At 71.3% G+C, this 25,432-nt stretch carries 24 protein-coding genes; 9 read left to right on the forward strand and 15 right to left on the reverse strand.

The features are described from left to right. Positions 1–27: 27 nt before the first annotated feature. On the reverse strand, positions 28–1,083 hold the full coding sequence (locus O159_RS09695; RefSeq protein ID WP_021755626.1) for a glycosyltransferase family 4 protein: 1,056 nt from the start codon (positions 1,081–1,083) through the stop codon (positions 28–30). Positions 1,084–1,310: 227 nt separating this feature from the next. Continuing rightward, positions 1,311–2,639, reverse strand: a complete 1,329-nt coding sequence (gene tyrS / locus O159_RS09705) for a tyrosine--tRNA ligase (RefSeq protein ID WP_021755628.1) — start codon at positions 2,637–2,639, stop codon at positions 1,311–1,313. 131 nt (positions 2,640–2,770) lie between these two features. Between tyrS and O159_RS09710 the strand changes: the two genes are divergently transcribed. Both O159_RS09710 and O159_RS09715 read left to right on the forward strand, forming a co-directional pair. Next, entirely contained in the window at positions 2,771–3,400 is a 630-nt protein-coding gene (locus O159_RS09710) for a hypothetical protein (RefSeq protein WP_021755629.1), read from the forward strand. Then, positions 3,397–3,993: a hypothetical protein gene (locus O159_RS09715; protein ID WP_021755630.1), complete on the forward strand. Its 597-nt coding sequence runs from the start codon at positions 3,397–3,399 to the stop codon at positions 3,991–3,993. The genes O159_RS09710 and O159_RS09715 overlap by 4 nt, the downstream gene beginning before the upstream one ends. A gap of 220 nt (positions 3,994–4,213) precedes the next feature. Here the strand turns inward: O159_RS09715 and O159_RS09720 are convergent, their stop codons facing one another. The 7 genes from O159_RS09720 to argC all read right to left on the reverse strand — a co-directional run bounded on the left by O159_RS09720 (position 4,214) and on the right by argC (position 11,675). Then, entirely contained in the window at positions 4,214–4,843 is a 630-nt protein-coding gene (locus O159_RS09720) for a DNA-3-methyladenine glycosylase (RefSeq protein ID WP_021755631.1), read from the reverse strand. 111 nt (positions 4,844–4,954) lie between these two features. Further along, on the reverse strand, positions 4,955–6,403 hold the full coding sequence (gene argH / locus O159_RS09725; RefSeq protein ID WP_021755632.1) for an argininosuccinate lyase: 1,449 nt from the start codon (positions 6,401–6,403) through the stop codon (positions 4,955–4,957). Continuing rightward, entirely contained in the window at positions 6,400–7,338 is a 939-nt protein-coding gene (gene argF / locus O159_RS09730; RefSeq protein WP_021755633.1) for an ornithine carbamoyltransferase, read from the reverse strand. Before argF ends, argH begins: the two co-directional genes overlap by 4 nt. 21 nt (positions 7,339–7,359) lie before the next feature. After that, positions 7,360–8,571, reverse strand: coding sequence for an acetylornithine transaminase (locus O159_RS09735; protein WP_021755634.1), 1,212 nt, complete (start codon positions 8,569–8,571; stop codon positions 7,360–7,362). Continuing rightward, positions 8,568–9,479: an acetylglutamate kinase gene (argB, locus tag O159_RS09740; RefSeq protein ID WP_021755635.1), complete on the reverse strand. Its 912-nt coding sequence runs from the start codon at positions 9,477–9,479 to the stop codon at positions 8,568–8,570. The genes O159_RS09735 and argB overlap by 4 nt, the downstream gene beginning before the upstream one ends. 1 nt (position 9,480) lies before the next feature. After that, complete coding sequence (gene argJ, locus O159_RS09745; RefSeq protein WP_021755636.1) at positions 9,481–10,635, reverse strand: bifunctional glutamate N-acetyltransferase/amino-acid acetyltransferase ArgJ; 1,155 nt, start codon at positions 10,633–10,635, stop codon at positions 9,481–9,483. Next, entirely contained in the window at positions 10,632–11,675 is a 1,044-nt protein-coding gene (argC, locus tag O159_RS09750) for an N-acetyl-gamma-glutamyl-phosphate reductase (protein ID WP_021755637.1), read from the reverse strand. Before argC ends, argJ begins: the two co-directional genes overlap by 4 nt. Positions 11,676–12,132: 457 nt before the next feature. Here argC and O159_RS09755 point away from each other — a divergent pair, with 457 nt between their 5' ends. Further along, entirely contained in the window at positions 12,133–13,227 is a 1,095-nt protein-coding gene (locus O159_RS09755) for a hypothetical protein (protein ID WP_021755638.1), read from the forward strand. A 1,491-nt stretch (positions 13,228–14,718) separates the two neighbouring features. On the opposite strand, the gene pheT is transcribed toward O159_RS09755, so the two are convergent. From pheT to O159_RS09770, 3 genes are all read right to left on the reverse strand, one after another. Continuing rightward, a complete protein-coding gene (gene pheT / locus O159_RS09760) occupies positions 14,719–17,268 on the reverse strand; it encodes a phenylalanine--tRNA ligase subunit beta (RefSeq protein ID WP_021755640.1) in 2,550 nt (849 codons plus the stop codon). Continuing rightward, a complete protein-coding gene (pheS, locus tag O159_RS09765; RefSeq protein WP_021755641.1) occupies positions 17,268–18,308 on the reverse strand; it encodes a phenylalanine--tRNA ligase subunit alpha in 1,041 nt (346 codons plus the stop codon). The genes pheT and pheS overlap by 1 nt, the downstream gene beginning before the upstream one ends. 81 nt (positions 18,309–18,389) lie before the next feature. Then, entirely contained in the window at positions 18,390–19,196 is an 807-nt protein-coding gene (locus O159_RS09770; RefSeq protein ID WP_021755642.1) for a TrmH family RNA methyltransferase, read from the reverse strand. Positions 19,197–19,339: 143 nt separating this feature from the next. Between O159_RS09770 and O159_RS09775 the strand changes: the two genes are divergently transcribed. Continuing rightward, positions 19,340–19,651 carry a hypothetical protein gene (locus O159_RS09775; protein ID WP_021755643.1) on the forward strand — a complete coding sequence of 104 codons (312 nt, stop codon included), beginning with the start codon at positions 19,340–19,342 and terminating at the stop codon, positions 19,649–19,651. Here O159_RS09775 and O159_RS09780 read toward each other — a convergent pair. From O159_RS09780 to O159_RS09785, 3 genes are read right to left on the reverse strand one after another with little or no spacing between them, the layout of a single operon-like run. Continuing rightward, positions 19,642–20,394 carry a sensor histidine kinase gene (locus tag O159_RS09780; RefSeq protein ID WP_052323504.1) on the reverse strand — a complete coding sequence of 251 codons (753 nt, stop codon included), beginning with the start codon at positions 20,392–20,394 and terminating at the stop codon, positions 19,642–19,644. The genes O159_RS09775 and O159_RS09780 overlap by 10 nt on opposite strands. 10 nt (positions 20,395–20,404) lie before the next feature. After that, complete coding sequence (locus O159_RS13360) at positions 20,405–20,833, reverse strand: HAMP domain-containing protein (protein ID WP_052323506.1); 429 nt, start codon at positions 20,831–20,833, stop codon at positions 20,405–20,407. Further along, positions 20,830–21,495, reverse strand: coding sequence for a response regulator transcription factor (locus O159_RS09785; protein ID WP_021755644.1), 666 nt, complete (start codon positions 21,493–21,495; stop codon positions 20,830–20,832). The genes O159_RS13360 and O159_RS09785 overlap by 4 nt, the downstream gene beginning before the upstream one ends. 135 nt (positions 21,496–21,630) lie before the next feature. Between O159_RS09785 and O159_RS09790 the strand changes: the two genes are divergently transcribed. The 5 genes from O159_RS09790 to O159_RS09810 all read left to right on the forward strand — a co-directional run bounded on the left by O159_RS09790 (position 21,631) and on the right by O159_RS09810 (position 25,385). Further along, on the forward strand, positions 21,631–22,275 hold the full coding sequence (locus O159_RS09790; RefSeq protein ID WP_144267643.1) for a hypothetical protein: 645 nt from the start codon (positions 21,631–21,633) through the stop codon (positions 22,273–22,275). A 46-nt stretch (positions 22,276–22,321) separates the two neighbouring features. Then, positions 22,322–22,645, forward strand: a complete 324-nt coding sequence (locus tag O159_RS09795) for a hypothetical protein (protein ID WP_144267645.1) — start codon at positions 22,322–22,324, stop codon at positions 22,643–22,645. Between the two features lie 264 nt (positions 22,646–22,909). Then, positions 22,910–23,704, forward strand: coding sequence for a peptidoglycan-binding domain-containing protein (locus tag O159_RS09800; RefSeq protein WP_021755647.1), 795 nt, complete (start codon positions 22,910–22,912; stop codon positions 23,702–23,704). Next, positions 23,701–24,330, forward strand: coding sequence for an ATP-binding cassette domain-containing protein (locus O159_RS09805; RefSeq protein WP_043994248.1), 630 nt, complete (start codon positions 23,701–23,703; stop codon positions 24,328–24,330). Before O159_RS09800 ends, O159_RS09805 begins: the two co-directional genes overlap by 4 nt. Continuing rightward, on the forward strand, positions 24,327–25,385 hold the full coding sequence (locus O159_RS09810) for a hypothetical protein (protein WP_021755649.1): 1,059 nt from the start codon (positions 24,327–24,329) through the stop codon (positions 25,383–25,385). Before O159_RS09805 ends, O159_RS09810 begins: the two co-directional genes overlap by 4 nt. Positions 25,386–25,432: the final 47 nt, after the last annotated feature.

Here is a 25,432-nt window from a genome sequence, read left to right on the forward strand (position 1 = left end):
AGACGTTCCCGGCGACACCCCTCAACGCTACACCGCGCCGCGGCCGGTCAGCTGGCGTGCGTATTCGCGCACGTAGTCGTCCGCCATCCGCTCGACGGAGTTCGCCGCCAGGTCGGCCTCCGTCGGCTCCGGGATCGGGCCACGGCCGTCGAAAGCGTCGATCAGCCGGGCGGCCAGCGCTTCGGCGTCCTCGCTCGGGAACACCGCACCGAGGCGGCCGTGGCCGAGGGCCTCGGGGATGCCGTCGGCGTCGCTGCCGACCATCTTGATGCCGGACTGGATGGCCTCGAGAACGGCGAGCGGGTACGGGTCCTGACGGGACGCCTGGACGAAGACCTCCGCGGCGGCGAGGTAGCCGGTGGGGTCCTCTGCCCGCCCTTCCAGGTGGACCCGCGGAAACCACTCCTCCTCTCGGAAGCGATCGAGGAGCTCCGGATGATCGACGTTCCCGACGAAGTAGAGGTGGGCGTCGTCCCGCTGCCGGGCCACTTCACCGAACGCCTCCAGAAGGATATCAGACCCCTTGCGGAGTGTGACGGAGCCGATCGCGACGATGGCGCGGCCCTGCAGCCGCGGTTTCGGGGGCGCCGTCACCCGGCGCGGGGAGCCCATGACACCGTTGACGATGACGGTGGTCTTCCCGCGGCTCAGCCAGATCCGCTCCATTTTGTCCTGGATGGCCTTGCTGACGCACACGACGAGACGGCTCGCGCCGAGCAGCCGGGCGCCGCGCTGGAATTCGTTGTGGACGGTGGAGACCGTCAGCGCTGTTCGCCGGCCCAGGGAGGCCGCGAGCACCGCGGGCGCGATCGTGTGCGAGTGGAGGACCTCCGCCCCGGTCTCCGCGACGAGACGTTTGATCGCCCGGCGTGTCGCGAGCACCTCCCACGGCTTGCGCACCCGGAAGTCCAGGCGGACGGTCCGCACGCCGTTGGCGTTGAGCAGCGGTTCGTAGTCGCCGCCGAGAGAAGCGAGGACGACATCGTGACCGGCTCGCGACTGGGTGATCGCGAGGTCGACAGCGACATTGACGAGGCCGTCGGCGAAGTTTCCGACACGCGTGCAGAAGTGGATGATTTTCATAGGCCGGGTCACCGATTTTCGTGCTGATACTCTGGGTTCAGTATCACATATTACCAGTTCCGCGGTTCGGCGGCGCGTCCCCACCCTCCAATCGGGCTGAGAGCTCCCCGTGGAGATTCGCGTACGCTTCCGCCCGTTCCGCGAGCGGCTGAGCCTCGATCACCTCAAGACGCGACAAGAGGCCCTCCTCCTCGCGAGAGCCGTCCCCGTGCGCTTCGCCGTCCATCTCAGACACCCTCCTCGACGAAGACGCCCGCAAGCGTCTTCTTGCCTCGGCGCAGCACGAGCATACCGCCCGGCAGCAGTGCGTCGCCGACCGGGGTGTCGGCGTCCTGCACCGCCGCATTGTTGACGGAGACGCCGCCCTGGGCCACAGCGCGCCTGGCCTCGCCGAGGCTCTTGGTGAGCCCCGTGTCCACGAGCGCCTGGGCGATGGTCGCACCGGGCGCCGAGACCGTGTGGGGAAGCTCGCGCAGAGCGGCCGCGAGGGTGTCCGTGTCCTGCTGGGCGAGGTCGCCGCCGCGCCCGAACAGCGCTTCGGACGCCGCGATCACGGCCTCCGCCGCCGCTGCACCGTGGACGAGACTCGTCACGTCGAGCGCCAGCCGGCGCTGCGCCTCGCGGCGGAACGGCTCCTCCGCGACCGCGCGCTCCAGGCGCTCGATCTCGTCGCGGTGGAGGAAAGTGAACACCTTGAGGCGCGCGATCACATCGGCGTCATCCGTATTCAGCCAGAACTGGTACATCGCATAGGGACTGGTGAGCGCCGGGTCCAGCCAGACGGCATTGCCTTCGCTCTTGCCGAACTTGGTGCCGTCGCTGTTGACGATGAGCGGCGTGCCGACGGCGTGCGCGTGTCCGCCCGCCACTCGGCGAATCAGCTCCGTGCCGCTCGTGAGGTTCCCCCACTGGTCGCTGCCGCCGGTCTGCAGCACGCAGCCGTGCTGGCGGTACAGCTCGAGGTAGTCGAGGCCCTGGAGGATCTGGTAGCTGAACTCGGTGTAGGAGATGCCTTCGTCGGAGTTCAGGCGCGCGGCGACAGCGTCCTTCTTCAACATCGCCCCCACACGGAAGTGCTTGCCGATCTCGCGCAGGAAGTCGATGGCCGACAGCGGCGCGGTCCAGTCGAGGTTGTTGACCAGCAGGACGGCGTTGTCGCCCTCGTCCGAGAGGAAGCGCGTGACCTGCTCCCGCAGGAAGCCGCCCCACTCGGCGACGGTCTCCTTGGTGTTCAGGGTGCGCTCGGCGGACGGCTTAGGGTCGCCGATGAGGCCGGTCGACCCGCCCACCAGACCGAGCGGGCGGTGGCCGGCCAACTGCAACCGGCGCATGGTGAGCAGTTGGACGAGGTTCCCCAGGTGCAGACTCGGCGCTGTCGGGTCGAAGCCGCAGTAGTACGCGATCGGCTCACCCGCCAGGAGCTGTTTCAGTGCGGTCTCGTCTGTGGAGACATACACGAGTCCGCGCCAGATCAGCTCGTCCCAGACATCGTCGAAAGACGGATCGTTGGACTGCGCCCGGAGAAGCTGCTGGTGGCGGGAAGGCGAATCTGACACCTCTAAAGGCTAGCAGCGGGCGACCCGGCATCCCGTTGAAATATCAGGCCCACAGCCCTGATGACACCACAATCAGGCCCTCAGACTTGATAAGATCGCAATCAAGCCCCCAGACCTGATTGGAGGGGGAAATGTTCGTCATCACCGCAGACCAGGTCGGCAGCCGGCGCCGGGCCGATCTCGCCGCGCCCCTCGTGGAAGAGCTGGACAGCCGCTTCGGCGACCGCCTCGCGCTGCCGGCCGACCGGAACGCCGGCGACGAGATCCAGGCGCTCAGCGCAGACCCGGCGGCCGTCCTCGAGATCGTCCTCGACCTCACCCGCCGCGGCGACTGGAGCGTCGGGCTCGGCATCGGAGCCGTACGCACCCCCCTGCCTCGCGCCACGCGCGAAGCGGCCGGGGAGGCGTTCGTCGCCGCGCGCACAGCGGTCGCCCGCGCCAAACGCGCAGCCACCCGGTTCGCCGCAGACGCCCTCGCCGCCCCGGAGCCCGCGGCGGACGCGGAGGCGCTGCTGACGCTGCTGCTCACCGTTCGCGAAGCGCGGAGCGCGGCCGGCTGGGAACTCTACGACCTCGTCGCCTCCGGCCTCACACAGGCTCAGGCGGGAGCCCGGCTCGGGATCACCCCGCAATCGGCCAGCGACCGTGCGCGGAGAGCGGGAGTGCGCGTGGAACTCGCCGCGCATCCCGCGCTGATTAGGCTATTGGCGAGTGTCGACGCAGCCCAGGCGCCGGCCCGCCGAGACTCGGAGGATGGATGACCGACCTGCCGCTGCCCAGCGTCCTCTCCGCTGCCGCACCGATCACCGCCTGGACGCTCACGCTCCTCCTGGCCATCGCCTCCCTGTGCTGCATAATCGCCACCCTGCGCCGGCCACGCCGGCCGCTGGTGTACACGGGGGCAGGACTCCTCGCACTGGCGTTCCTCGCCCTCACGCTGCCGCCGTACGAGGCGCCCAACGGCTACCGCGCGCTCATCGGCATCGTGGCGCTGGCGCTCAGCGTCGTCGGCGGCGGACCGGCCGCGCAGCTCGTCCTGGCGCTCGGGACCCGCCCGGCCCCGCTGGGGGCCAACGGCGGCATCGTCGTCCACGACCGGGTGAGCGGGCCCGAGAGCACCAGAGAGGTCCTGCGCGGAGGCACGATCATCGGCCTCCTCGAACGGTTCGCCGCGACCGGCGCGATCATGGCCGGCTTCCCCGAAGCGCTGGCCGTCCTGATCGCGATCAAAGGCGTCGGGCGGTTCACAGAACTCGAAACACCGGAGACGCGCGAGCGTTTCCTCATCGGAACGCTCGTCAGCCTCGTGTGGGCCTGCGTCTGCGCGGGTCTGTTCCGCTTCACCGCAGGGTGACCCCCCTCGTCCTCACCCCAACCCCACCCGCCCTCACCACCCGCACCCGTCGGAAACGGAGGAAAACACAGCTGCCAGCCCGCCAAAACGCAGGAAACGGAGGACAAAGCAGACCGCCACAGCCGAACCTCCTCCCTTTCCTGCATCTAGATCCTGCTGGGGGGGGTAGGGACTGGGGGTAGGGGTCTGGGGTGGGAGAGGCAGACTGGCAGACTGGCAGCTAGGGGTGCGACTGGGGGTGGCGCTTATACGGCGACACCGACGGCTCGCCCGGCAGCCAGTAGCGCCACGGGAACGCCGCGCCGCCGCCCGCGCCGGAGACGCCCGTCCGGGGTCCGGTCGCGTACTCCGGCTGCACGCTCGGGAGCAGCAGGCCGAACGGGGGCGCGAGCAGGTCAGCCCCGTCGTCCGCGAGGCCGATCCCGGCCGCGACGACCAGGCGGGCCGGGCCGCGGGCGAGGTCGCGCGGCGGGATGCGGCGGCCGCTCGCGCCGGCACGCCGCCGTCCCGCCAGGGCGACGCCCTCGACGACCTCGGCGCCGCGCAGCAGCACGGCCGACGCCTCCCCCTCCGGCGAGCAGACGACGTTCGCGCAGACGTGCATTCCGTAGGTGAAGTACGCGTACAGGCGGCCGGGTTCGCCGTACATCGCGGCGTTCCGCTTGGTCCGTCCGCGGAAAGCGTGCGAACCCGGGTCGAGGCCCTCGCCGGTATACGCCTCCACTTCGGTGATGCGCAGCGCGACCGCGCCCTCGGCGCTCTCGTGCCGCAGCACGGCGCCGAGGAGGCGCGGGGCGACCGCAAGCGACGACGCCAGGAAGGTGTCGCGCCCGGGCGGGGAGAGGACCACGTCAGAAGACGCGTCCGCCGACGGCGACGGTCACGACGAGGCCGGTCACGATGACCGCCGCGGCCACGACGACGATGAGCGGGATGACCCATCCCGGGCGGCGCGAGGCCATCAGAGCTCCCGCCCGGCGGCGAGGGAGCGCACGCGGTCGGTGAGGGCCGCGAGCTGCTCGGCGACACGCTCGGGCGCGGTCCCTCCGACGCCGGCTCGGCTGGCCACGGAGCCTTCGACCGTCAGCACCGTGCGGACGTCCGGGGTCAGCAGCGGTGAGATCGCCGCGAACTGCCCGTCGGAGACCTCGTGCAGTTCCAGGCCGTTCTCCTCGGCGAACCGGACCAGGCTCCCGGTCAGCTCGTGCGCCACCCGGAACGGGACATGCCGCTTGACCAGCCACTCGGCCACATCGGTCGCGAGCGAGAATCCCTGCGGGGCGAGCTCGGCCATCCGATCGGTGTGGAAGCGCAGGGTCGCGACCATCCCGGCGAAGGCCGGAAGCACGACCTCGAGGGTCTGCACCGAGTCGAAGACCGGCTCTTTGTCCTCCTGCAGGTCGCGGTTGTACGCCAGCGGAAGGCCCTTCAGCGTGGTGAGCAGTCCGGTCAGATTGCCGATCAGACGCCCGGATTTGCCCCGCGCGAGCTCGGCGATGTCGGGGTTCTTCTTCTGCGGCATGATCGAGGAACCGGTCGAGTAGGAGTCGTCGAGGGTGACGAACCCGAACTCGCGCGTGTTCCACAGGACGATCTCTTCGGCGAAGCGGGAGAGATCGATGCCGATCTGCGCGGCGATGAACGCGAACTCGGCCACGACATCCCGCGCCGCCGTGCCGTCGATGGAGTTCTCGGAGCTGGCCGCGAACCCCAGCTCGCGCGCGACGAGCAGCGGGTCGAGGCCGAGGGTCGAGCCAGCCAGAGCACCGCCTCCGTAGGGCGAGACGTTCGCGCGCTTGTCCCAGTCGGCCAGACGCTCCAGGTCGCGGACCAGCGGCCAGCAGTGGGCGAGCAGGTGGTGGGCGAGCAGCACCGGCTGCGCGTGCTGGAGGTGGGTGCGACCGGGCAGGATAGCGGTGGGATGCGCCTGCGCCTGGGCCGCGATCGCGTCCACGAGCGCGATCAGCCGATCGGCGATGACGCCCGCGTGGTCGCGGAGGTAGAGCCGGACGAGCGTGGCGATCTGGTCGTTGCGGCTCCGGCCCGCGCGCAGCTTGCCGCCGAGGTCGGCGCCGGCACGCTCGATGAGGCCGCGCTCGAGAGCGCCGTGGACATCCTCATCGGTCTCGGCCGCGGCGAACGCGCCGGAGGCGACGTCCTCGTCGAGGCGGTCGAGCGCCGCGAGCATCCCGGCCAGCTCATCGTCCGTGAGGTAGCCGGCCGCGGCCAGGGCGGCCGCGTGCGCGCGGGAGCCGGCGAGGTCGTAGGCGGCGAGCGCCAAGTCGAAGTGCGTGGATGCGCTCAGCGCCGCGAGCTCGGGCGAGGGGCCGCCAGCGAACCGGGCGCCCCAGAGCTTGCCCTCGTCGGTGTGCCCGACCCCGCCTTGTCCGGCATCGCTGTGCGCGCTCATGCCGCATCCTCCCGGTTCTTCGCCAGCAGCCACGTCAACAGGGCCTTCTGCGCGTGCAGCCGGTTCTCGGCCTCGTCCCAGACGACGGACTGGGGGCCGTCGATGACATCGGCGCTGACTTCCAGACCCCGGTAGGCGGGCAGGCAGTGCAGGAAGATCGCCGCAGGGTCCGCGAGCCTCAGCGTCCCGGCGTCCACCGCGTAGTCGCCGAACACGGCGATCCGCTCTGCTTTCTCGTCCTCTTTGCCCATCGACACCCAGGTGTCGGTGACGATCACATCGGCGCCCGCCGCCGCTTCTCCTGGGTCGGCGGTCACAAGCACCGATCCTCCGGTGCGGGCCGCGATCGCCTCGGCGTCCGCGACGAACCGGGGGTCCGGCGTGTACCCGGCCGGCGCGGCGACGCGGACATGCATGCCCGCCGTCGCGCCGCCGAGGAGGGAGGAGTGCGCCATATTGCTCGCGCCGTCGCCGAAGAAGCTCATCGTGAGCCCGGCGGTGTGCCCTTTGCGCTCGCGGACCGTCTGCAAGTCGGCGAGGGTCTGGCAGGGGTGGACATCGTCGGAGAGCGCGTTGACCACGGGGATGCGAGTGCCGTCGGCGAGCTCTTCGAGCCCCGAGTGCGCGAAAGTGCGCCACACGATGGCGGCGAGCATCCGCTCCATCACGCGCGCGGTGTCGGCGAGCGACTCCTTCGCGCCGATCTGGCTCTCCCCGGCCTGGATGATGAGCGGGGTGCCGCCGAGGTCGGCGATGCCGGTCGCGAACGAGAGGCGTGTGCGGGTCGAGGTCTTGTCGAACATCACGGCGACGGTCTGCGGACCGGCGAGCGGCCGGGCGCGGAAGCGGTCTCGCTTCAGCTCGGCGGCCAGGTCGAGCACCTCGGCCTGTTCGGCCGGGCTGAGGTCGTCATCGCGGAGGAAGTGCCTGGTCATGGTGATCCTTCGGGGTGGGGGTCAGAGGGCGGCCAAAGCGCGGCCGAACCGCTCGCGGAACTCGGCGAGCTCGGCATCGCCCACGATGAGCGGCGGCGCGAGGCGGATGCTGGACTCGTTCGGGGCGTTGACGATGAGACCCTGCGCGAGCGCGGCGTCCGACAGCCGGTTCGCCTCGCCTCCGGTCAGGCCGATGCCGACGAGGAGCCCCGCGCCGCGCACCTCGCCGATCAGCGGGGAGTCGTAGGAGCGGATGATCGCCCGCAGCTCGCCGCCGCGGCGCGCCGCGTTCTCCACGAGTCCCGCGCGCTCGATCTCGCCGAGCACGGCGTTGGCCGCCGCTGTCGCGAGCGGGTTGCCGCCGAACGTGGAGCCATGCTGTCCCTGCGTGAAGAGGTCGGAGGCCCAGCCGAAAGTGACGAGCGCGCCGATCGGGACCCCGCCGGCGATGCCCTTCGCGACCGTCACGGCGTCCGGGAGAATGCCCTCGTGTTGGTAGGCGAACCAGGCTCCGGTTCGCCCGACGCCGGTCTGGATCTCGTCCAGGACGAGCAGGACGCCGTGCTGCTCGGTGAGCTCGCGAGCGCGCCGCAGGAACCCGGCCGGCAGCTCGAGCACACCCGCCTCGCCTTTGACCGGCTCGACGAAGAGGGCCGCGACCCGGTCGTCGATCGCGTGCTCCAGCGCGGCGATGGTCGAGTCGATGTGCTCCACCCCGCCCGGCAGCGGTTCGAACGCTTCGCGCATCGGCGGCTTGCCGGTGAGGGCGAGCGCGCCCATCGTGCGACCGTGGAACGCGTTGCGCAGGGCGAGTACCCGCGTGCGGACGCCGTGCGGTCCGCGGTTCAGGCGGGCCAGCTTGAAGGCCGCTTCGTTCGCCTCGGCCCCGGAGTTGGCGAACAGGACGCGGCCCTGCTCCCCCGCGCCGGCGATCGCCCGCAGCCGCTCGGCGAGCTCCAGCTGCGGGGCCGTCGAGAAGTAGTTGGAGACGTGTGCGAGGGTCGCCACCTGGCCGCTCACGGCCTCCACCAGCGCGGGATGGGCGTGGCCGAGCGAGTTGACCGCGATCCCGGCCAGGAAGTCGAGGTACTCGTTGCCGTCCACGTCCCACACCCGGCAGCCCTGGCCGCGCTCGAGCAGGAGCTTCGGCGTGGCGAGGGTGCGCATCATGGTCTCGGCGTAGCGCGACTTCCACTCTGCGCCGTCGATCCGGCCGTTCGGGTCGCCGCTCATACCGGCACCACCTCCGTTCCGATCCCGGACTGTGTGAACACTTCGAGCAGGATCGAGTGCTCGATGCGCCCGTCGATGATCGCGGCCTTCTCCACTCCCCCGTCGACCGCCGCCAGACAGGCCGCCATCTTCGGGATCATGCCCGATTCGAGGCCCGGGAGCAGCTCGCGCAGCTCCGGCGCGGTGATCTTCGACAGCAGCGAGTCCCGGTTGGGCCAGTCGCCGTACAGCCCGGCGACGTCGGTCAGGATGACGAGCTTCGCGGCGCGGAGCGCCACGGCGAGGGCGGCGGCGGCGGCGTCCGCGTTCACGTTGAGGGATTGTCCCGGCTCGTCGGCGTCCGGGGCGATCGAGGAGACGACCGGAATGCGCCCGGCGTCGAGCTGGGCGAGCACAGCCTCCGGGTTCACGCCGATCACATCGCCGACGAGTCCGAGGTCGACCTCTTCGCCGTCCACCACCGCGCCGCGCTTGCGGCCCTGGAACAGCGCGGCGTCCTCGCCGGAGAGCCCGGCCGCGAGGGGGCCGTGCTTGTTGATGGTGCCCACGATGTCGCGGTTGATCTGGCCGGTGAGCACCATGCGCACCACCTCCATCGCCTCGGCCGTGGTCACGCGGTAGCCGCCCCGGAACTCGCTCTGGATGCCGAGCCGGTCGAGCATCGCGGAGATCTGCGGACCGCCGCCGTGGACGACGACCGGGCGCAGACCGGCGTAGCGGAGGTAGACCATATCCTCGGCGAAAGTGCGCTGAAGCTCCTCGCTCACCATCGCATTGCCGCCGAACTTCACCACGATGATGCGGTCGTGGAAAGTCTTGAGCCACGGGAGCGACTCGATGAGGGCGGCGGCCTTGGCTGTGGCGGCGGCGCGCTCGACCGTCTCGAAGGCGTCTTCTTCTTTCGTCATCTCAGCTGGAGTAGGCACTGTTCTCGTGGACGTAGTCGTGGGTCAGGTCATTGGTCAGGATGCTCGCGCCCTCGTCCCCGGCGTGCAGGTCGATGCGGACGCGCACAGCGCGCGGGGCGAGGTCGACACGGTCGCGCGGCTGGTCGGGCTCGCCCGCGGCGCACACCTGGACGCCGTTGATCGCGACGTCGATGCGGTAGGGGTCGAAGGCCGCGTCGGTCGTGCCGACCGCGGCGAGCACGCGGCCCCAGTTGGGGTCGTTGCCGAAGATGGCGGCCTTGAACAGGTTGGAGCGGGACACCGCGCGGCCGACGGTCACCGCATCGTCCTCGGTGAGCGCGTTCACGACCTCGATCGTGATGTCGTGGGAGGCGCCCTCCGCGTCTTCCTGCAGCTGCGTCGCGAGGCTGCGGCAGACCTCGGTGAGCGCGAGCGCGAACTCATCGAGGTCGGGCTCGACACCACTGGCCCCGGAGCCGAGCAGGGCGACCGTGTCGTTCGTGGACATGCAGCCGTCGGAGTCGAGGCGGTCGAAGGTGACGCGCGTGGCGGCGCGGAGCGCGCTGTCGAGCTGCGCGGAGCCGAGCACGGCGTCCGTGGTGATCACGACGAGCATGGTCGCGAGCCCGGGGGCCAGCATCCCGGCTCCCTTCGCCATCCCGCCGATGGTCCAGCCCGCGTTCGAGCGCTGTTCGGCCTGCTTCGGCCGGGTGTCCGTGGTCATGATCGCCTCGGCCGCGCCGAGGCCGGCGTCGGTCGCGAGGGCGGCCGTGGCGGCGTCCACCCCAGCCGTCAGCTTGGCGAGGTCGAGCTGGTCGCCGATGAGGCCGGTCGAGCAGACGAGGACATCGCCCGCCGAGACCTCGAGGGCCGCGGCCACCGCTTCGGCCGTCGCGTGCGTGACCTGGAAGCCCGCCGCCCCGGTGTAGCAGTTCGCCCCTCCGGAGTTGAGCACGATCGCGGAGACCACGCCGTCCGCGATGACCTGCTCGCTCCAGAGCACGGGGTTGGCCTTGCACCTGTTCGTGGTGAAGACGGCGGCCGCGGCGGTCAGCGGCCCGCGGTTGCGCACGAGCGCCAGATCGCGCTCGCCGCTCGGCTTGAGACCGGCGGCGACACCGGCGGCGGCGAAGCCCTGGGCAGCGGTGACGCTCACGGGGCGACTCCATTCACGCTCAGGCCGGCGGTCTCGGCGAGGCCGAGGGCGATGTTGGCGGACTGGATGGCCGCCCCGGCGGTTCCCTTGTACAGATTGTCGATCGCGAGCACCGTGACGACCCGGCCGGCGGCCGCGTCCAGCGCGACTCCGATCGAAACCGTGTTGGCGCCGAGCACATCCGAGGTGCGCGGCACGCTCCCCGCCGGCAGCACCTGCACGAACGGCTCCCCCGCGTACGCCTCCTCCCACGCAGCCTGCACCTGCGCAGCACTGACGCCCGATCTCGCGCGGGCGGTGGAGGTCGCCAGGATTCCGCGCGACATCGGCACCAGGACCGGTGTGAACGAGATCGTCGGCGAGGGCGCGCCCGCCTTCCGCAGGCTCTGCTGGATCTCCGGGATGTGCCGGTGCGTCCCGCCGACCGCGTACGGGTTCGCCGAACCGAGGATCTCGCTCGCGAGGTACATCGTCTTCAGCGCCTTCCCCGCGCCCGAGGGCCCGACCGCGAGCACGGAGACGATATCGGCGTCCTCGATCAACCCGGCGTGGATGCCGGGGGCGAGCGCCAGCGACACCGCACTCGCATTACATCCCGGCGCCGCGATCCGCTTGGCCCCGGCGAGACGCTCGCGCTGTTTCCCCGCGCCGACCGGCAGCTCCGGGACGCCGTAGGCCCACGAACCGAAGTGCTCACCGCCGTAGAACGCCGCCCACGCGCCCGGGTCTTCCAGCCGGTGATCGGCGCCGCAGTCGACCACGAGGGTGTCCGCCGGCAGCTGCGCGGCGATCTCTCCCGACTTCCCGTGCGGAAGGGCGAGGAAGACCGCATCGTGCCCCGCCAGGTTCTCCGCCGTGCTCTCCGAGAGGGTGAGGCCGGCCAGCGAGCGCAGCTGCGGCTGGTGGGCGGCGAGCGGCTGACCGGCGTTCTGGTGCGCGGTCACGGTGCGGATATCGAAATCGGGGTGATCGGCGAGGATGCGCAGCAGCTCCCCGCCTGCGTACCCGGAAGCGCCGGCGACGGCGACCGAGAGAGTCATGCTTGTTCCTTGGTGACGTGGACGACAGGGGACCTCGGAGATGGCAACGCCCGCGTCTGACCCCGAGAGGTCGCCCGAGCGCCGCCTAGCTTCGGCGGTCGCGCAGGCGTCGGCGCAGAGCGGAGGCGCCGACGATAAGCATGCCGCCCACCCTATCGTTCCGGCGCGCCGAGACGCCAATCGCATCGAACACGACCCCCGGAAGAGGCACATTTCCAAGATGGTTGAATAGTGTGTTCACTACCCGTGAATCACCGATCCCGACCCGCCAGACGACCATGACCCGACGCACCCAGCTCAGCCGCGGAGCCCGCCTCCTCGGCGGATACCTCGGCATCCCTCTGCTCAACGCGGTGAGCCCTCTGCTCGCGCTGCCCGCCATCGCCCACACCGCCGGGGCCGAAGGCTGGGCTGGGCCGCGATCGCCATCGGCCAGTCGCTCGGCGGCACTGCGGGCGTGCTCGTCGAACTCGGCTGGGGCATCTCCGGCACCCAGCGCGTCGCCCGCCAGGCCCGCCGCAACATCGCCCAGACCTACGCGGCCGGACTGACCACGCAGGTGCTGGTGGCCATCCCCGCGCTCATCGCCGCCGCCATCGCCGCCTTCCTGCTCGCCCCGTCCCAGAGCCTCACCGCCGCCGTGGTCGCCGTCGCCGCCGGCGGCTCGATCAGCGCGGCCTGGGTCTTCGTCGGCATCGCCCAGCCCCGCCACATCCTGCTGCAAGAAGCCATCCCGCGCACGGCCGCGGTGCTGGCCGCCGCGCTGGCGCTGCTCGCCGGAGCGCCGCTGATCGTCTACGGCATCGCCCTGCTCGTGGCGGGGCTGCTGAGCCCGGCGCTGGCGATGCGCACACTCGGGGTCAGGCGAGCGGACTTCCTGCGGTTGTCGCCGCGGCGAGTCGTGTTCCTCGTCCGCTGCCAGTCGATGGCGTTGACGACGCGCGTCTTCTCCAGCTTCTACATCAGTTTCGGCACCGCCGCGGTCGCTCTCGTCGCACCGCAGGCCACCGCGTCGTACGCCGCGATGGACCGGCTGCTGAGGATGGCGCAGCAGGTCATCGGAACCGTTCACTTCGCCCTCAAAGGCTGGGTGGGCAAAGCGACGACGCGGGCCGAGCGGCTGCGCCGGGCACGCCGGGCCGTCCTGACGAACGTGGTCGTCGGCCTCGTCGCCGGAGCCGGCTTCGCCGTCGTCGCCCCGGTCGTGGCGGAGATCGTGTTCGCCGGTGTCATCCACATCCCCACCCCGCTCGCCGCCATCGCCGGCGGCACGCTCGCTGTGATCTTCGTCAGCATGTCCTGCGGCCAGATCCTCCTCGTGACCCTGGGACGGCTGGATGCGCTCGCCTGGTCCGCGGCCGCCGGGGCCCTGGTCGGCCTCCCCCTGATCCTCACCGGCGCCGCGCTCGGCGGCACCCTCGGCGCGCTCCTCGGGCAGTTCTGCGCGGAGGCCACGGTTCTCCTCGTCCAGGCCACCGCGGCGGTGCGCACAAAGCGGCGTCTCGACCGCGCCGCCGCCGCGACCGCTCCCACCCTCCTGGCTTCCGAATGAACAGTCTCCGCTTCCGCCGCCAGTTCCTGATCACACCGGACTCCACCGTCGACCTCGACGGCTGGGGCCGTCACCGTGTCGCCGAGCACACCGTGTACGCGCATCCCGAGCTCAGCGTCACCATCCACCGCGCGCCCGGGAGCAGTTTCGTCCTCCTCGGCTTCGCGATCGACCCGGAGCGGCCGGAACAGGATGACGCAGCGGTTCTCGCGGAGTTCGCGGAAGCCTGGTCCCGCAGCGAAGGCGAGACGTTCCTGCACCGCCTGTCCGGCCGGTTCGCGCTCTTCGCCTTCACCGGGGACGACATCGTCGTCTATCTCGACGCCACGGGGACCCGATCGGTCGAGTACACCTGGCACGAAGGACGCTTCCACGCGGCCTCGCAGGCCTACCTGCTGGCGGAGGTCGTACCGTTGAGGCGGGGAGAGCGCGCGCGTCAGTTCGACGGCAGCGTACACAAAGCGGCCGATCGCGAACACTTCCTCCCGGCCGCGATGACACTGTACGACGAGGTGGACCGCCTCGTCCCGAACCACCGTCTGAACGTCGCGCGACGCCGCCAGGAACGCGTCTGGCCCGTCGCGCCGCTGCCCGACCGGACGCTGACCGCCGCCGAGGAGTTCACCGCCGCGCACCTGACCGCGGCGATCGGCGCGGCATCCCGTCGTTTCCCGCTGTCCCTCCCGCTCACCGCGGGGTACGACTCACGCGCTCTGATCGCGGCCGCTTCCCGGGACGTGCGGAGTTCGATGTACAGGTACACCCTGCTCTACCGGCACCTGACCCGGTTCTCGACCGATGTCGCGATCGCGAAGACCGTGGCTGCCCGGCTGGGGGTGGCGCATCACCTCATCGACTGCCGCGCCGAGCCGGACCCCGGCTGGCGGGAGCTGTACACCGGCAACACACCGATGGCGCACTACGACGACTGGGGGGTGATCGCCCACGGCATCCTGAACGGCCACCCGGCCGACCACGTCGCGGTGAAGGGCAATGCGAGCGAAGTGGCGCGCACCTTCTACGGGGGACCGGACGGACCTCCCGCAACCGGCTCCGCCGCTGACATCCTGGCCCTGATCCCCGGCTGGGCGGAGATCCCCTTCATCGCAGCGTCGATCGAAGAGTGGCACCGGAGCGCGGCGCCCGCCTCCGCCGCCTCCGGGATCGCTCTCGACGATCTCTTCTACTGGGAGCACCGCTGCGGCTCCTGGCAGGGTCAGAGCCAGCTCGAGTGGGACATCGCGCAGGTAGACGTTCACGCCGTTCAGCAACCGAGTCCTCCTGGGGGACGCTCGTGGGCGTTCCGGCCGCCGAACGCGCGGACCACGGGAACGCGCTCCTGCGGGAGATCATCCGCGCCGCGGACCCAGCGGCTCTCCGCGTGCCCCTCAACCCCAGCACCCCGTACCGCCGCGCGGTGGAGTTCGGCGAGCAACTGCGTCACCGCGCGCGAAGAGAGTTCCGCAGGCTCCGCGCACGGTGACCGCCGCGTCACTCCCGGACGCCCGCCCCGAACAGCTCGCCCGCGCGGGCGGCCCCGGCCTGTTTCGCCTCGCTCGCCTCCGCCGCCGTCAGCGTCCGGTCGTCAGCGCGGAACCGGAGTGCGAAGGTGAGACTCTTGTGGCCGTCGGGGAGGCCGCTGCCCCGGTAGTCGTCGACCAGGCGGATGTCTTCCAGCAGAGCCCCCGCCCCGCCGCGGACCGCGCGCAGCACGTCTCCCGCCGGAACCTCGTCGCAGACGACCAGGGAGAGATCCTGCGTCGCCGCCGGGAACCCGGCGATCGTCCCGGCCACGATCTGCGCCGGGGCCACAGCGATCAGCGCGTCCAGGTCGAGCTCGAAGACCGCGACGACGCGCGGGAGGTCGAGTTCGGCCGCGAGCGCCGGTGACAGCTCTCCGGCGTAGCCGACGACCGTGCGCACGCCGTCGCGGCCGTGGACGACGAGCTGCGCGGTGCGTCCCGGGTGGAGCGCCTGGTGGCGGCTCTGCACGGGCTCGACCGCGATGCCGACGGCCGCCGCCGCCTGGTCCACCATCGCGAGCGCGTCGGCGAGGCCCGCCGCGACGGCGGGCTGGCCAGGCTGCTTCCGAACGGTGTGACCGAGGACGACGCCGGCGAGGTGACGCGGCTGGTCCGGGATGCCGGCGTTCAGGCCCGCGAGGGTCTCGTCGCTGGGAAGCGCAGCGCCCGGGGGCAGCGTCCGGCTGCCCAGGGCCGCCCCGGGCAAGAACACCGTGCCGGCCTCGTACACGCTCAAGTCCACGAGACCGCGGGCGAGGTTGCGCTTGGCGATGCCGAGGAGACCGGGGAGCAGCGACGTGCGCAGGTATGCCGCCGTGGCGTCCAGAGCGTTCGCGAGCTTCACGGCCGGGACGCCGCCGGGCTCGGGCGAGCCGAAGAGGTCGTTCTGCGCCGCGCCGACGAACGGGAACGCGAGCACTTCCGTGGCGCCGTTGTCCGCGAGGGTCTGGGCGACCGCGCGGCGCAGCGTCTGCGCCCGCGACAGGCCGCGGCCGGGCGGGGCGACCGGAAGCACCGAGGGGATGCGGTCGAACCCGACGATGCGGGCGACCTCCTCGGCCAGGTCCGATTTATCGCGCAGGTCCGGACGCCAGCTCGGCGGCGTCACGAGAAGTTCGCCGTCGGCCTCGGCGACCGAGCCGCCGATCTCCGCGAGCGCGCCGCGCACCTCGTTATCGGTGAAGGCGACGCCGACCAGGTTCCCGATGTAGTCGTCCGGCAGACGGATCGGTTCGGCGTCCGCTGTCTCGTCCAGCAGCGAACCGAGTCCGTCGGCGCTCCCCCCGGCGAGCTGTTCCAGCAGCTGGACGACACGCGCCGCGGCAGCGACCGCCACCCGCGGGTCCACGCCGCGCTCGAAGCGCTTGGAGGCCTCGCTCGGCAGCTTGTGCCGGCGGGCGGTGCGAGCGATCGAGACCGGGTCGAAGTTCGCCGCCTCGACGAGGACGCTCGTGGTCCCGGCGCTGATCTCGGTCGCCGCGCCGCCCATGACGCCGGCGAGGCCGATCGCGCCCGAACCGTCGGCAATGAGGAGGTCCTCGGTGTCGAGCTTCCTGGTCTGGCCGTCCAGGGTGACGAGGGTCTCTCCCGCCCGCGCCCGGCGGACGACGATGCCTCCGCTCAGCCTGTCGAGATCGTAGCCGTGGAGAGGCTGGCCCAGCTCGAGCATGACGTAGTTCGTGATGTCCACGATGAGCGAGATCGAGCGGAGGCCCGCGAGCGTGAGCCGCGCCGCCATCCACGGCGGGGTCGGGCGCGAGCCGTCCACATTCCGCACGACGCGTGTGACGAACACGGTCGCGCCGACACGACCGCGGAGAGGCTCGCTGTCGTCCACCGCGACGCTGAAGCCGTGCGCGTGAGCGTGAGGCGCCGAGACCGCCTCGGCCGGGTCGCGGAAGGCCGCACCGGTGGCGTGCGCGTACTCGCGCGCGATGCCGCGGATCGAGAAGGCGTAGCCGCGGTCGGGGGTGACGTTGACCTCGACGGCCGTGTCGTCCAGTCCGAGCAGCGAGACCGCGTCGGCGCCCACCTCCGGGTCGAGCCCGAGTGTGCTCAGGCGCAGGATGCCGTCATGGTCGTCGCCGAGGCCCAGCTCGCGGGCGGAGGCGATCATCCCGTCGGAGACGTGCCCGTAGGTCTTGCGCGCCGCGATGACGAAGGGAGTGAGCGGTGTCGGGCCGGGCAGCGACGCGCCCGGGAGCGTCACGACGACCTTGTCGCCGGGGAAGAAGTTGCCCGCGCCGCAGACGATGCCGCGCACATCCGCGCCGCCATCGGCCGCCTTCTGGCCCTCCGGGGCGACGCGCACCTGACACCAGCGGATGGTCTTGCCGTTGCTCTGCGGCTCCTCGACGAAGTCGATCACCTCCCCGACGACGATCGGGCCTTCGATCCCGAAGGTGTGGACGCCCTCCTCCTCCAGGCCGACCGAGACGAGGGCCGCATGCACCTGCGCAGGCGTGGTGCCGGGATCGAGGTCGACGTACTCGCCGAGCCAGCTGAGAGGGACGCGCATCAGACCACCATTCCGAACCGCTGGGAGAAGCGGACATCGCCCTCGGCCATGTCACGCATGTCTTTCACATCGTTGCGGAACATCAGCGCCCGCTCGACGCCCATCCCGAACGCGAACCCGGTGTAGACGTCCGGGTCGATGCCCGCCGAGCGAAGCACATTCGGGTTGACCATGCCGCAGCCGCCCCACTCGATCCAGCGCGCACCGCCCGCGAAGGTGGGATGCCACAGGTCGAGCTCGGCGCTCGGCTCGGTGAACGGAAAGTAGTTGGGGCGCAGACGCACACGCGCGCCCTCGCCGAAGAGCGTCTTGACGAAGTGATCGAGGGTCCCGCGCAGATGCGCCATCGTCAGGCCCTTGTCGACCGCGATGCCCTCGGTCTGATGGAACACCGGGAGGTGCGTGGCGTCGAACTCATCGGTGCGGAACACCCGGCCCGGGGCGATCCGGTAGACGGGCAGCTCGTCCCCGAGGAGCGCGCGCAGCTGCACCGGCGAGGTGTGGGTGCGCAGCACCAGGTGCGAATCGACCGGCTCCACGAAGAAGGTGTCCTGCATCGCGCGCGCCGGGTGGTCGGCGTCGAAGTTGAGCGCGTCGAAGTTGTACCACTCGCTCTCCAGCTCCGGGCCCTCGGCCACCTGCCAGCCCATCCCGACGAAGACGTCGGCGATGCGCTCCTGCAACAGGCTCAGCGGGTGCCGGGCGCCGGGCGTCCAGCGGCTCGGCACCGCGGTGACATCCACGGCCTCGGCCGCGAGCTGGGCAGTCTCCTCAGCCGCGGCGATCCCGGCCTCCTTCGCCGCGAGCGCCTGACTCACCCGCCCGCGGGCGCCGCCGACCAGCTTGCCGGCGGCGGCCTTCTGATCCCCCGGCAGCGACCGGATGCCCGCGTTCAGCCGCGCGAGCGGCGAACCCTCCGCGGTGTGGTCGTGACGGACGGCCTTGAGCGTCTCCGAGTCGCCCGCGGCATCGATGGCGGCGAGTGCCGCCTCGACCGCCGCCTCGACCGAGCTCTCGGTGATTTCGGTGGATTCAGACACGGTTCCCCATTCTAGTCGGCGGCCGGCCCGCCGATTTCCTGCCGGAGCGGAGGCGGGCGGCCGTCGCCGGGGCTTCCCGCGCTACCCGGCGGAGCGCTGCGCGAACGCCGACTCGTACAGGCAGACGGACGCCGCGGTCGCCAGGTTCATCGACTCGGCCCGCCCGTAGATCGGGACGGCGACCGCGCGGTCCACGAGACCGAGCTGCTCGCCGGGGAGGCCGCGCGCTTCGTTGCCGAACACCCACGCCGTCGGCCCGGCGAGCTGGCCCGCCGTTCGCGCCGCGAGCAGGTCCTCGCCCGCGATGTCGGCCGCCAGCACCCGGAGGCCCGCGGCGCGCGCGCGGCTCACGACATCCGGCAGGTCGGCGCCGACCGCGACCGGGACGTGGAACAGCGAGCCGGTAGTGGAGCGCACGACCTTCGGGTTGTAGAGGTCGACCGTCCGCCCGGTGAGCACCACGGCATCCGCCCCCGCCGAGTCGGCCGCGCGGATGATCGTTCCCGCGTTGCCCGGGTCGCGCACTTCCTCCAGGATCGCGACCAGCGCGGGCGACCCCGCGAAGATATCGCGCACGGATGTCGGAAACTGCCGCGCCACCGCGACGAAGCCCTGCGGCGTCACCGTGTCGGCGATCGTGCCGAGCACCTGCTCGGTGACGAACTCCACCTCCGTCCCGGCCGCGGCGGCGGCCTGGGCGATGCCCTGGTGGCGCTCGAGGGCGGTGGGCGTCGCGTACAGCTCCACCAGCAGCTCAGGCCGGAAGGTCAGCGCCTCTGACACAGCCTGGGGCCCCTCGAGCAGGAAGAGGCCGGTCTCGGAGCGGGCGGTGCGCTTGGTGAGCTTGGCGACGGCGCGGACGCGCGGGGAGCGCGGATTGTCCAGCATGACGTCAGCATATCGGCGGCGGCTCGCGCTCCGACAACTTCATGAAATCGCTTGATTAAAAACGTTATGGATAATACGTTGAATATCGTCCTGCAGAACACACCCATCCAGAAAGAAAACAAAGAAGTACGAGGAAGTATCCCATGACCAAAAAGACTCGTCGTTTCGCCTCTGTTCTCGCCGCCGGCGCGGCCAGCGCCGCGCTCGTCGCCGGCGCCGTCGTCGCCGCGGCCCCCCGCATCGGCAGCCGGGTATTACACTCTTTACGCCGCTCGCAACTACTCGGAGGCGACGACCACGACCAACTATGGCACCCAGGGCCGCTCGTACGCGCAGCACGGTTCGCGCACCGCTTCGACCCCCTGGACGACCTCCTACTCGCGGGCGTTCGCCGACGCAGGAACGTCGACCTCGTACTCGGCGGCAGCTTACTTCCGTTGATCCATCACCTCTGATCGGGGCGTCCCCGCGACGGGGGCGCCCCTTCCCCGTGCGCGAGGGCATCCGCGTTGCCGGCAGCCGCCGGAAAGGTGAGGGTCACGACGAGGCCGCCGCCGGCCCGGGGCACGACGCTCACACTGCCCCGGTGCGCCGAGACGATCGAGAGCCCGAGGCCCATCCCCTTCGCCCCGCCCTTCCGCGACACTGCGCCGCGATTGAAGGGCTCCAGCAGCCTGGTCGCTTCCTCCGCCTCATAGCGGGCCCCCGAGTTCTCGACCCGGATGGCGACAGCGGAGCCGGCAGCCGCTCGCTCGACATCGATGCGAACGAATCCGCCGTCGACGTTGTGGCGGACGGCGTTGAGCAGGATGTTGCGCACGGCCACATCCACCGCCGGCGCGTAGCCGCAGACCGCGAGGTCCGGCCGGACCCCCTCTCGCACACGCACTCCCCGCTCCCGCGCCTCGCCCTCGATGTCTCCCGCCGTGCGCGCGAGAACCTCGGCGAGGGGCACCGCCTCGACATCGGCTTCGCCCAGTTCGCCCACCCGCGCCACCTGCAGCAAACCCTCCACAGCCTCCTCCATGCGCAGATAGGAACGGATGGCACGCCGCACAGACGGCTCGACCTCCGGAGCGAAGCGCCCCTGCGTCAGCGGCGTCCGCAGTTCGTGCGACGCGTTCCCGAGGAACCGCTCCTGCCGGGCGAAGGCCGCATCCAGCCGCTCCAGCGTCGAGTCGATGCGATCGGCGAGCACCCGCACCTCGTCACGCGGTCCGCCGAGACGGCGGGCGGCGGGAGAGGTCGCGCTCCGACACCGCGCCGACAGCCTCGGCGATCTCGCCGAGACGGCGGGCGGTCCCGCGCGCGATCAGCCAGGCCGCGACGGCGGAGACGAGCACGAAACCAGCCAGAACCAGCAGCGACCAGGCGAGGAACCCGGACCCGATGCTCTCGGAGAGCAGATGCCCCGCCTCGTCGCCAGAGCAGACGACGCCGTCAGCGACCTCGCCCGCGCACCGGGGGACATCGCCGATCGTGCCGGAGACGTCGGCCTCCCCCGTCGTCGCCAGCGCCACGCTCGAATCGAAGACGCGCGAGAGGATCGCGTACTCCGCGGCCACGAAAGCCGTCCCCAGTGCCGTGAAGGCGAGGGCGATCGCAGCGGCGAGCCGCACCCGGAAGCCTCTGATCACGGCCGCTCCAGCCGGTAGCCGTAACCCGGCGCGCTCTCGATGCGCAACGCCGGTCCGAGTTTGCGGCGCAGAGAATGCACGACGACGCGGACCGCCCCCACCGTGCGCTCATAGGGCTCGGCCCACGCCATCGCCAGCAAGCGCTCCGCGCTCAGCCCCGCCCCGGCATGGAGCGCCAGCGCCTCCAGCACGGAGAACTCTTTGGGCGTCAGGGCGACGGGGAACCCGTCGACGTCGGCGATGCGGCGGGTCACATCGATCCTGAGGGCGCCGACGACCACCACGGACCCGTCCGCCCGGCCGCTCCGGCGGGCGAGGGCTCTCAGACGCGCGACGAGTTCGGCGTAGGCGAACGGCTTCGCGAGGTAATCGTCCGCCCCTCGTTCGAGGCCGCTCACCCGATCGGCCAGATCGGCGGAGGCGGTCAGCATCAGGATGCGGACGATCGACTCGCGCTCGATCAGCAGCCGGCACACCTCGTCGCCGGACACCTCCGGCAGATCGCGATCGAGGACGACGAGATCGAAGGGCTGGGTCTCGAGGAGATCCAGCGCCCGCCGGCCGTCGCCGGCGACATCGACGACGAAACCGTCCACGGCCAGAGCCTCGTGCAGCGTCTCCGCAAGATCCGGCTCGTCCTCGACGACGAGCACACGAACCATGCCCGCCTCCCTTCACCCGAATCTCATTCTCAATTCCACATGTTAGCCAGACGTTAGCGTTCGCATCACGCGACCATAACGGCCGGTTCGTTTGACTGGCGGAGCCACCCGGCGATGACGAAGGAAGGCGAGCGCATGACATCGACACCCTGGAGACCTCTCCGGCTCCTCCCCGCGCTGATCGTTGCGCTCAGCCTCGCCGCGTGCTCGGCCCCCGCCCCGGTGTCGCCGGGGAAAACCGGCGAGCGCCTGGCCGGCAGCCTCACCGAGCTCTTCACACAGGAACTGGACAAACAGGGGCTCCCGGACTTCGAACGCTCGGTGCTGAAGCGAGCCGTCGCCACAGGGAAGATCTCCGAAGAGGACTACGACGAGGCCTTCCAGCGGTATTCCTCCTGCGTCGCCGATCTCGGCTACAAGGAGACCTGGGACAAACTGCCGAACGGGCTGTACCGGGTGACGCCACCGGCCCTCGGCTCGAACGAGAAGGCCAAAGCCTATCTGGAGAAGACAGCCGACTGCGCTGACGGCACGGTGATGCGCATCGAGAGCCTCTACCTTCAGCAGCAGGCCAATCCCGACCTCCTGGCCGACCCGCGCGCCGTGGCAATCCAATGCCTCCGGAACCTCGACGCTGTCGATGCCGGCTACACGCCCGAAGACTTCGACCGCGACGCCGATGGCGGATTCGCCTCGGCCCCATTCTCCGTCGAGCAGGCCGATGTCAACAACTGCCTGTACTCGGCGGGCTACTCGGTCGCGACGGGAGACACCCCGTGAGCGGACGAACCAGAACCACCGCCCACGACACCAGGAGGCAACGGCCATGACACGATCCACTCTCCCCCGGGCCGCCGCCATGGGCATCGCGACGCTGATCGTCGCCGTGCTCGCCGGCTGTTCCGCTCCCGCACCCGCCAAAGACCCCGGTGAGCCGAAGCGGGGCAGCGTCCCCGCGGCGACCGCCGAATACGTGAGCTGCCTGAACGACGAGGGCATCGACGCCATCGTCGACCAGAACGGCCGGGTGGCCTACGGCATCGGCGAGGCATCCGGTGGAGCCTCGGTGAGTTCGGAGGGCGCCCCCGACGACGCCCGAGCGGATCTGCGCCGAGCGCGTACCCGCCTATACCGCTCCCGACGACAATGAACGCTGAGCGGAAAGGAAGCCGTCGCACCGTGGGAGGGTCCCTCCTCATCCTTGGTGTGGCCGTCACGCTCTCGGCGGCCGCGATCGCCGCGGCCGCCGTGACACCCGAGCAGCGCGACCCGGTGCTGCGCGCCGCGACTCCGGCTCGGAGCGCCCCCGCGACGACCCAGGAGTTCCGGGACGAACGGACGGTCACGGCGTCGCTGACGGTGACCGCCGAACGGCCGCTGCCCGCGCCCCGGTCAGGGATCGTCACACGCGCGGATGCCGGCCCCGGCAAGGCGATCCGCTTCGGGAACGACGCCTCTGGCGCTCGACGGGGCGCCGGTCCTCGCGCTCCACACCGATGTTCCGCTCTACCGGGACCTCACCGCCGGCGACCGCGGCGAGGATGTGTCCGCTCTGCAACGCGAGCTCGCCCGGCTGGGGCAGGACCTCCTCATCACCGGGCGATTCGACGCGGCCACCGGGCGAGGGCTCCAGACGCTCGAGAAGCAGTCGGGCTTCCCCGCGCCCGACCGTTCGCTCTCTCGCGCCGACATCCTCTGGCTGCCCGCACCGAGCGTGAGCGTCGGCGCGTGGAGCGCTGTGTGGGGTGCGAGCGCACAAGCGGGCGAAACGCTCGGAACGCTGCCCGGCGCCCTGACCGCGGTGACGCTCACACCGCGCCCCACCGCGCTCACACCGGGGACCCGGACGCTGACCCTGTGGGGCCAGAAGGGGCCTTTGGACGACGACCTCCGATCCACCGACCCCGATTTCCTCGCCCGGCTCAGCGCGACCACCGACTACCGCGTCATGCTCGCGGCGACGGAGGACAATCGCCAAGCGACCGGGTCGATCGCCCTCGACGAGCCCATCAGCACCGTCAAGGTGCCCGCCGCCGCGGTCTTCGGCGTCGACGGGTCCCGGGGCTGCATCCAGTCGCCGTCCGGTGCGCAGGCGGTCGAGGTGGTCGGGGCAGCGCTGGGGGCGACGCTCGTCACGCTTCCCGCCGGAGCGCCTACGCCGACGACCGTCCGGATCGGCGCGGGAGTCACAGCGAAGGCGTGCCGATGACGGCACGGGTGCGGGCGACCGGGTTGAGCCATCGCTTCGACGGGACTCCCGACCTGTTCCAGGATCTGTCCTTCGACATCGCCTCGGGAGAGGTGATCGGCCTGTGCGGCCCCTCGGGATGCGACAAATCCACCCTTCTCTCTCTGCTCGCCGGCTGGGAGACTCCGACGAGAGGCGCGATCGAGCGGATCGGCATCGGCCGCGTGGGATGGGTCTTCCAGAATCCGCACGGTGTCCCCCGGCGCACCACCCTCGACCACGTGGTGTTCCCCTTCCTCACCCGCGGCCTCTCGCGCCGCCAAGCGGAGGCGGAGGGGCTGCGCACCCTCGCGCTGTTCGGTCTCGAATCCGTCGCACACCGGCCGTTTCGAGCGCTCTCCGGGGGCGAAGCGCAGCGTCTGATGCTCACCAGGGCGGTCAGCGCGGCGCCCGGCCTGCTCCTGGTCGACGAGCCGACCGCGCAACTCGACACGCGCACAGCCCACGAGGTCAACACCACGCTCGGCCAGGTCGCCGGCGGCGGCTCCATCGTGGTCGTCGCGACCCACGACCCGGAGACGCGCGCCGCCTGCACCCGCGTGTTCGACCTGATCGACTACGCGCCCTCTGAGCGGAGCGCCGCATGAGGCCGTCCGCGATCCTCAGCGAAGCGCTCCGGAACCTGAGGAGCGGGACGAGCCGCGCCGTCTTTCTGGCCGTCGCCGTCGCGATCCTCGCCGCCGGCGCGACCGTCGCCGACGCCGTGATGGTGGACTCCTTGACCCGCCGGGCGGAGACCTACCTCGCCTCGGGCGCCGCGATCCGCACCGTCGTCAGCCGCCAGCAGATCGACATCCCCAGTTGCGACGCCCTCGACCGGGCCCAGGGCGTGCCGCCCGCGGGGGCGCTGCGCGAAGAGCAGCCCCTGCGCCTCGCGGCGCTTCCGGGAACGAGCTTTCCGCGGTTCGCCGTCTCACCGAGGTTCACCCGCGTCCTCGATCTTCCCTCGGAGGGCGACAGCGGCGCCTTCGTCTCCCGCTCCCTGGCCGAGACGCTGGGGGTCTCCGCCGGCGACACCCTCCTGACGACGGAAGGGGTCATCCGAATCGCCTCGATCTTCGAGTGGCCGGCCGACGGCCGGGACAAGCGACTCGGCCGTGCCGTGCTGGTCCCCGTCCCGGTCGGAGCCATGGACGAATGCTGGGCCCTCGTCTGGCCTGCGACCACCGACCGCGACGGACTCCTGCGCGCGACGGCCTTCGCCACCCCCGACTCGAAGACACCACCGGTCGTCCTGGCGCAGGTCAACAAGTCGCTGGGCTCGACGCTCGATGTCGCCTCAGAGTACGAGGAGCGCGTGACCCGGCTGGCCCCGGCTTTCGCCGCACTGGCAGCCGCGGCCGTCGGAGCCGTCGGGGTGAGGCTTCGACGCCTGGAGATCGCGGCTGCTCTGCACGCTGGGGCCACACGGTCGAGTGTTTACGCGGTTCTCAGCGCCGAGACAGTCATCTGGAGCACGGCCGCCGCTGCCGGGGCCAGCGGTCTCGCCGCCGTCGCCCACCTCGTGGGCATCGCATCGGTGAGTGTCGCCACCGGGACGCTGACCGCCCTGCTCGCAGCCGCCGCGGCGCTTCCGGGCGTGCTCGCAGCCGCGAGCGGCATCCGCGAGCGGCACCTCTTCCGGTACTTCAAAGACAGATAGGGGCGCGTCCCGCCGCAGAGGGCGAAATGGTCCGGCCGGCGCCAGGC

It is taken from the genome of Leifsonia xyli subsp. cynodontis DSM 46306 (assembly GCF_000470775.1).
Classification (GTDB): Bacteria; Actinomycetota; Actinomycetes; order Actinomycetales; family Microbacteriaceae; genus Leifsonia; species Leifsonia cynodontis.

Excerpts from the sequence above, each read along its gene's own strand:
- O159_RS09695 (WP_021755626.1), bottom strand. The coding sequence starts at position 1,083 with ATGAAAATCATCCACTTCTGCACGCGTGTCGGAAACTTCGCCGACGGC.
- O159_RS09710 (WP_021755629.1), top strand. The coding sequence starts at position 2,771 with ATGTTCGTCATCACCGCAGACCAGGTCGGCAGCCGGCGCCGGGCCGAT.
- O159_RS09715 (WP_021755630.1), top strand. The coding sequence starts at position 3,397 with ATGACCGACCTGCCGCTGCCCAGCGTCCTCTCCGCTGCCGCACCGATC.
- argH (WP_021755632.1), bottom strand. The coding sequence starts at position 6,403 with ATGAGCGCGCACAGCGATGCCGGACAAGGCGGGGTCGGGCACACCGAC.
- argF (WP_021755633.1), bottom strand. The coding sequence starts at position 7,338 with ATGACCAGGCACTTCCTCCGCGATGACGACCTCAGCCCGGCCGAACAG.
- O159_RS09735 (WP_021755634.1), bottom strand. The coding sequence starts at position 8,571 with ATGAGCGGCGACCCGAACGGCCGGATCGACGGCGCAGAGTGGAAGTCG.
- argB (WP_021755635.1), bottom strand. The coding sequence starts at position 9,479 with ATGACGAAAGAAGAAGACGCCTTCGAGACGGTCGAGCGCGCCGCCGCC.
- argC (WP_021755637.1), bottom strand. The coding sequence starts at position 11,675 with ATGACTCTCTCGGTCGCCGTCGCCGGCGCTTCCGGGTACGCAGGCGGG.
- pheT (WP_021755640.1), bottom strand. The coding sequence starts at position 17,268 with ATGCGCGTCCCTCTCAGCTGGCTCGGCGAGTACGTCGACCTCGATCCC.
- O159_RS09770 (WP_021755642.1), bottom strand. The coding sequence starts at position 19,196 with ATGCTGGACAATCCGCGCTCCCCGCGCGTCCGCGCCGTCGCCAAGCTC.
- O159_RS09775 (WP_021755643.1), top strand. The coding sequence starts at position 19,340 with ATGACCAAAAAGACTCGTCGTTTCGCCTCTGTTCTCGCCGCCGGCGCG.
- O159_RS09785 (WP_021755644.1), bottom strand. The coding sequence starts at position 21,495 with ATGGTTCGTGTGCTCGTCGTCGAGGACGAGCCGGATCTTGCGGAGACG.
- O159_RS09790 (WP_144267643.1), top strand. The coding sequence starts at position 21,631 with ATGACATCGACACCCTGGAGACCTCTCCGGCTCCTCCCCGCGCTGATC.
- O159_RS09795 (WP_144267645.1), top strand. The coding sequence starts at position 22,322 with ATGACACGATCCACTCTCCCCCGGGCCGCCGCCATGGGCATCGCGACG.
- O159_RS09800 (WP_021755647.1), top strand. The coding sequence starts at position 22,910 with ATGCCGGCCCCGGCAAGGCGATCCGCTTCGGGAACGACGCCTCTGGCG.
- O159_RS09805 (WP_043994248.1), top strand. The coding sequence starts at position 23,701 with ATGACGGCACGGGTGCGGGCGACCGGGTTGAGCCATCGCTTCGACGGG.
- O159_RS09810 (WP_021755649.1), top strand. The coding sequence starts at position 24,327 with ATGAGGCCGTCCGCGATCCTCAGCGAAGCGCTCCGGAACCTGAGGAGC.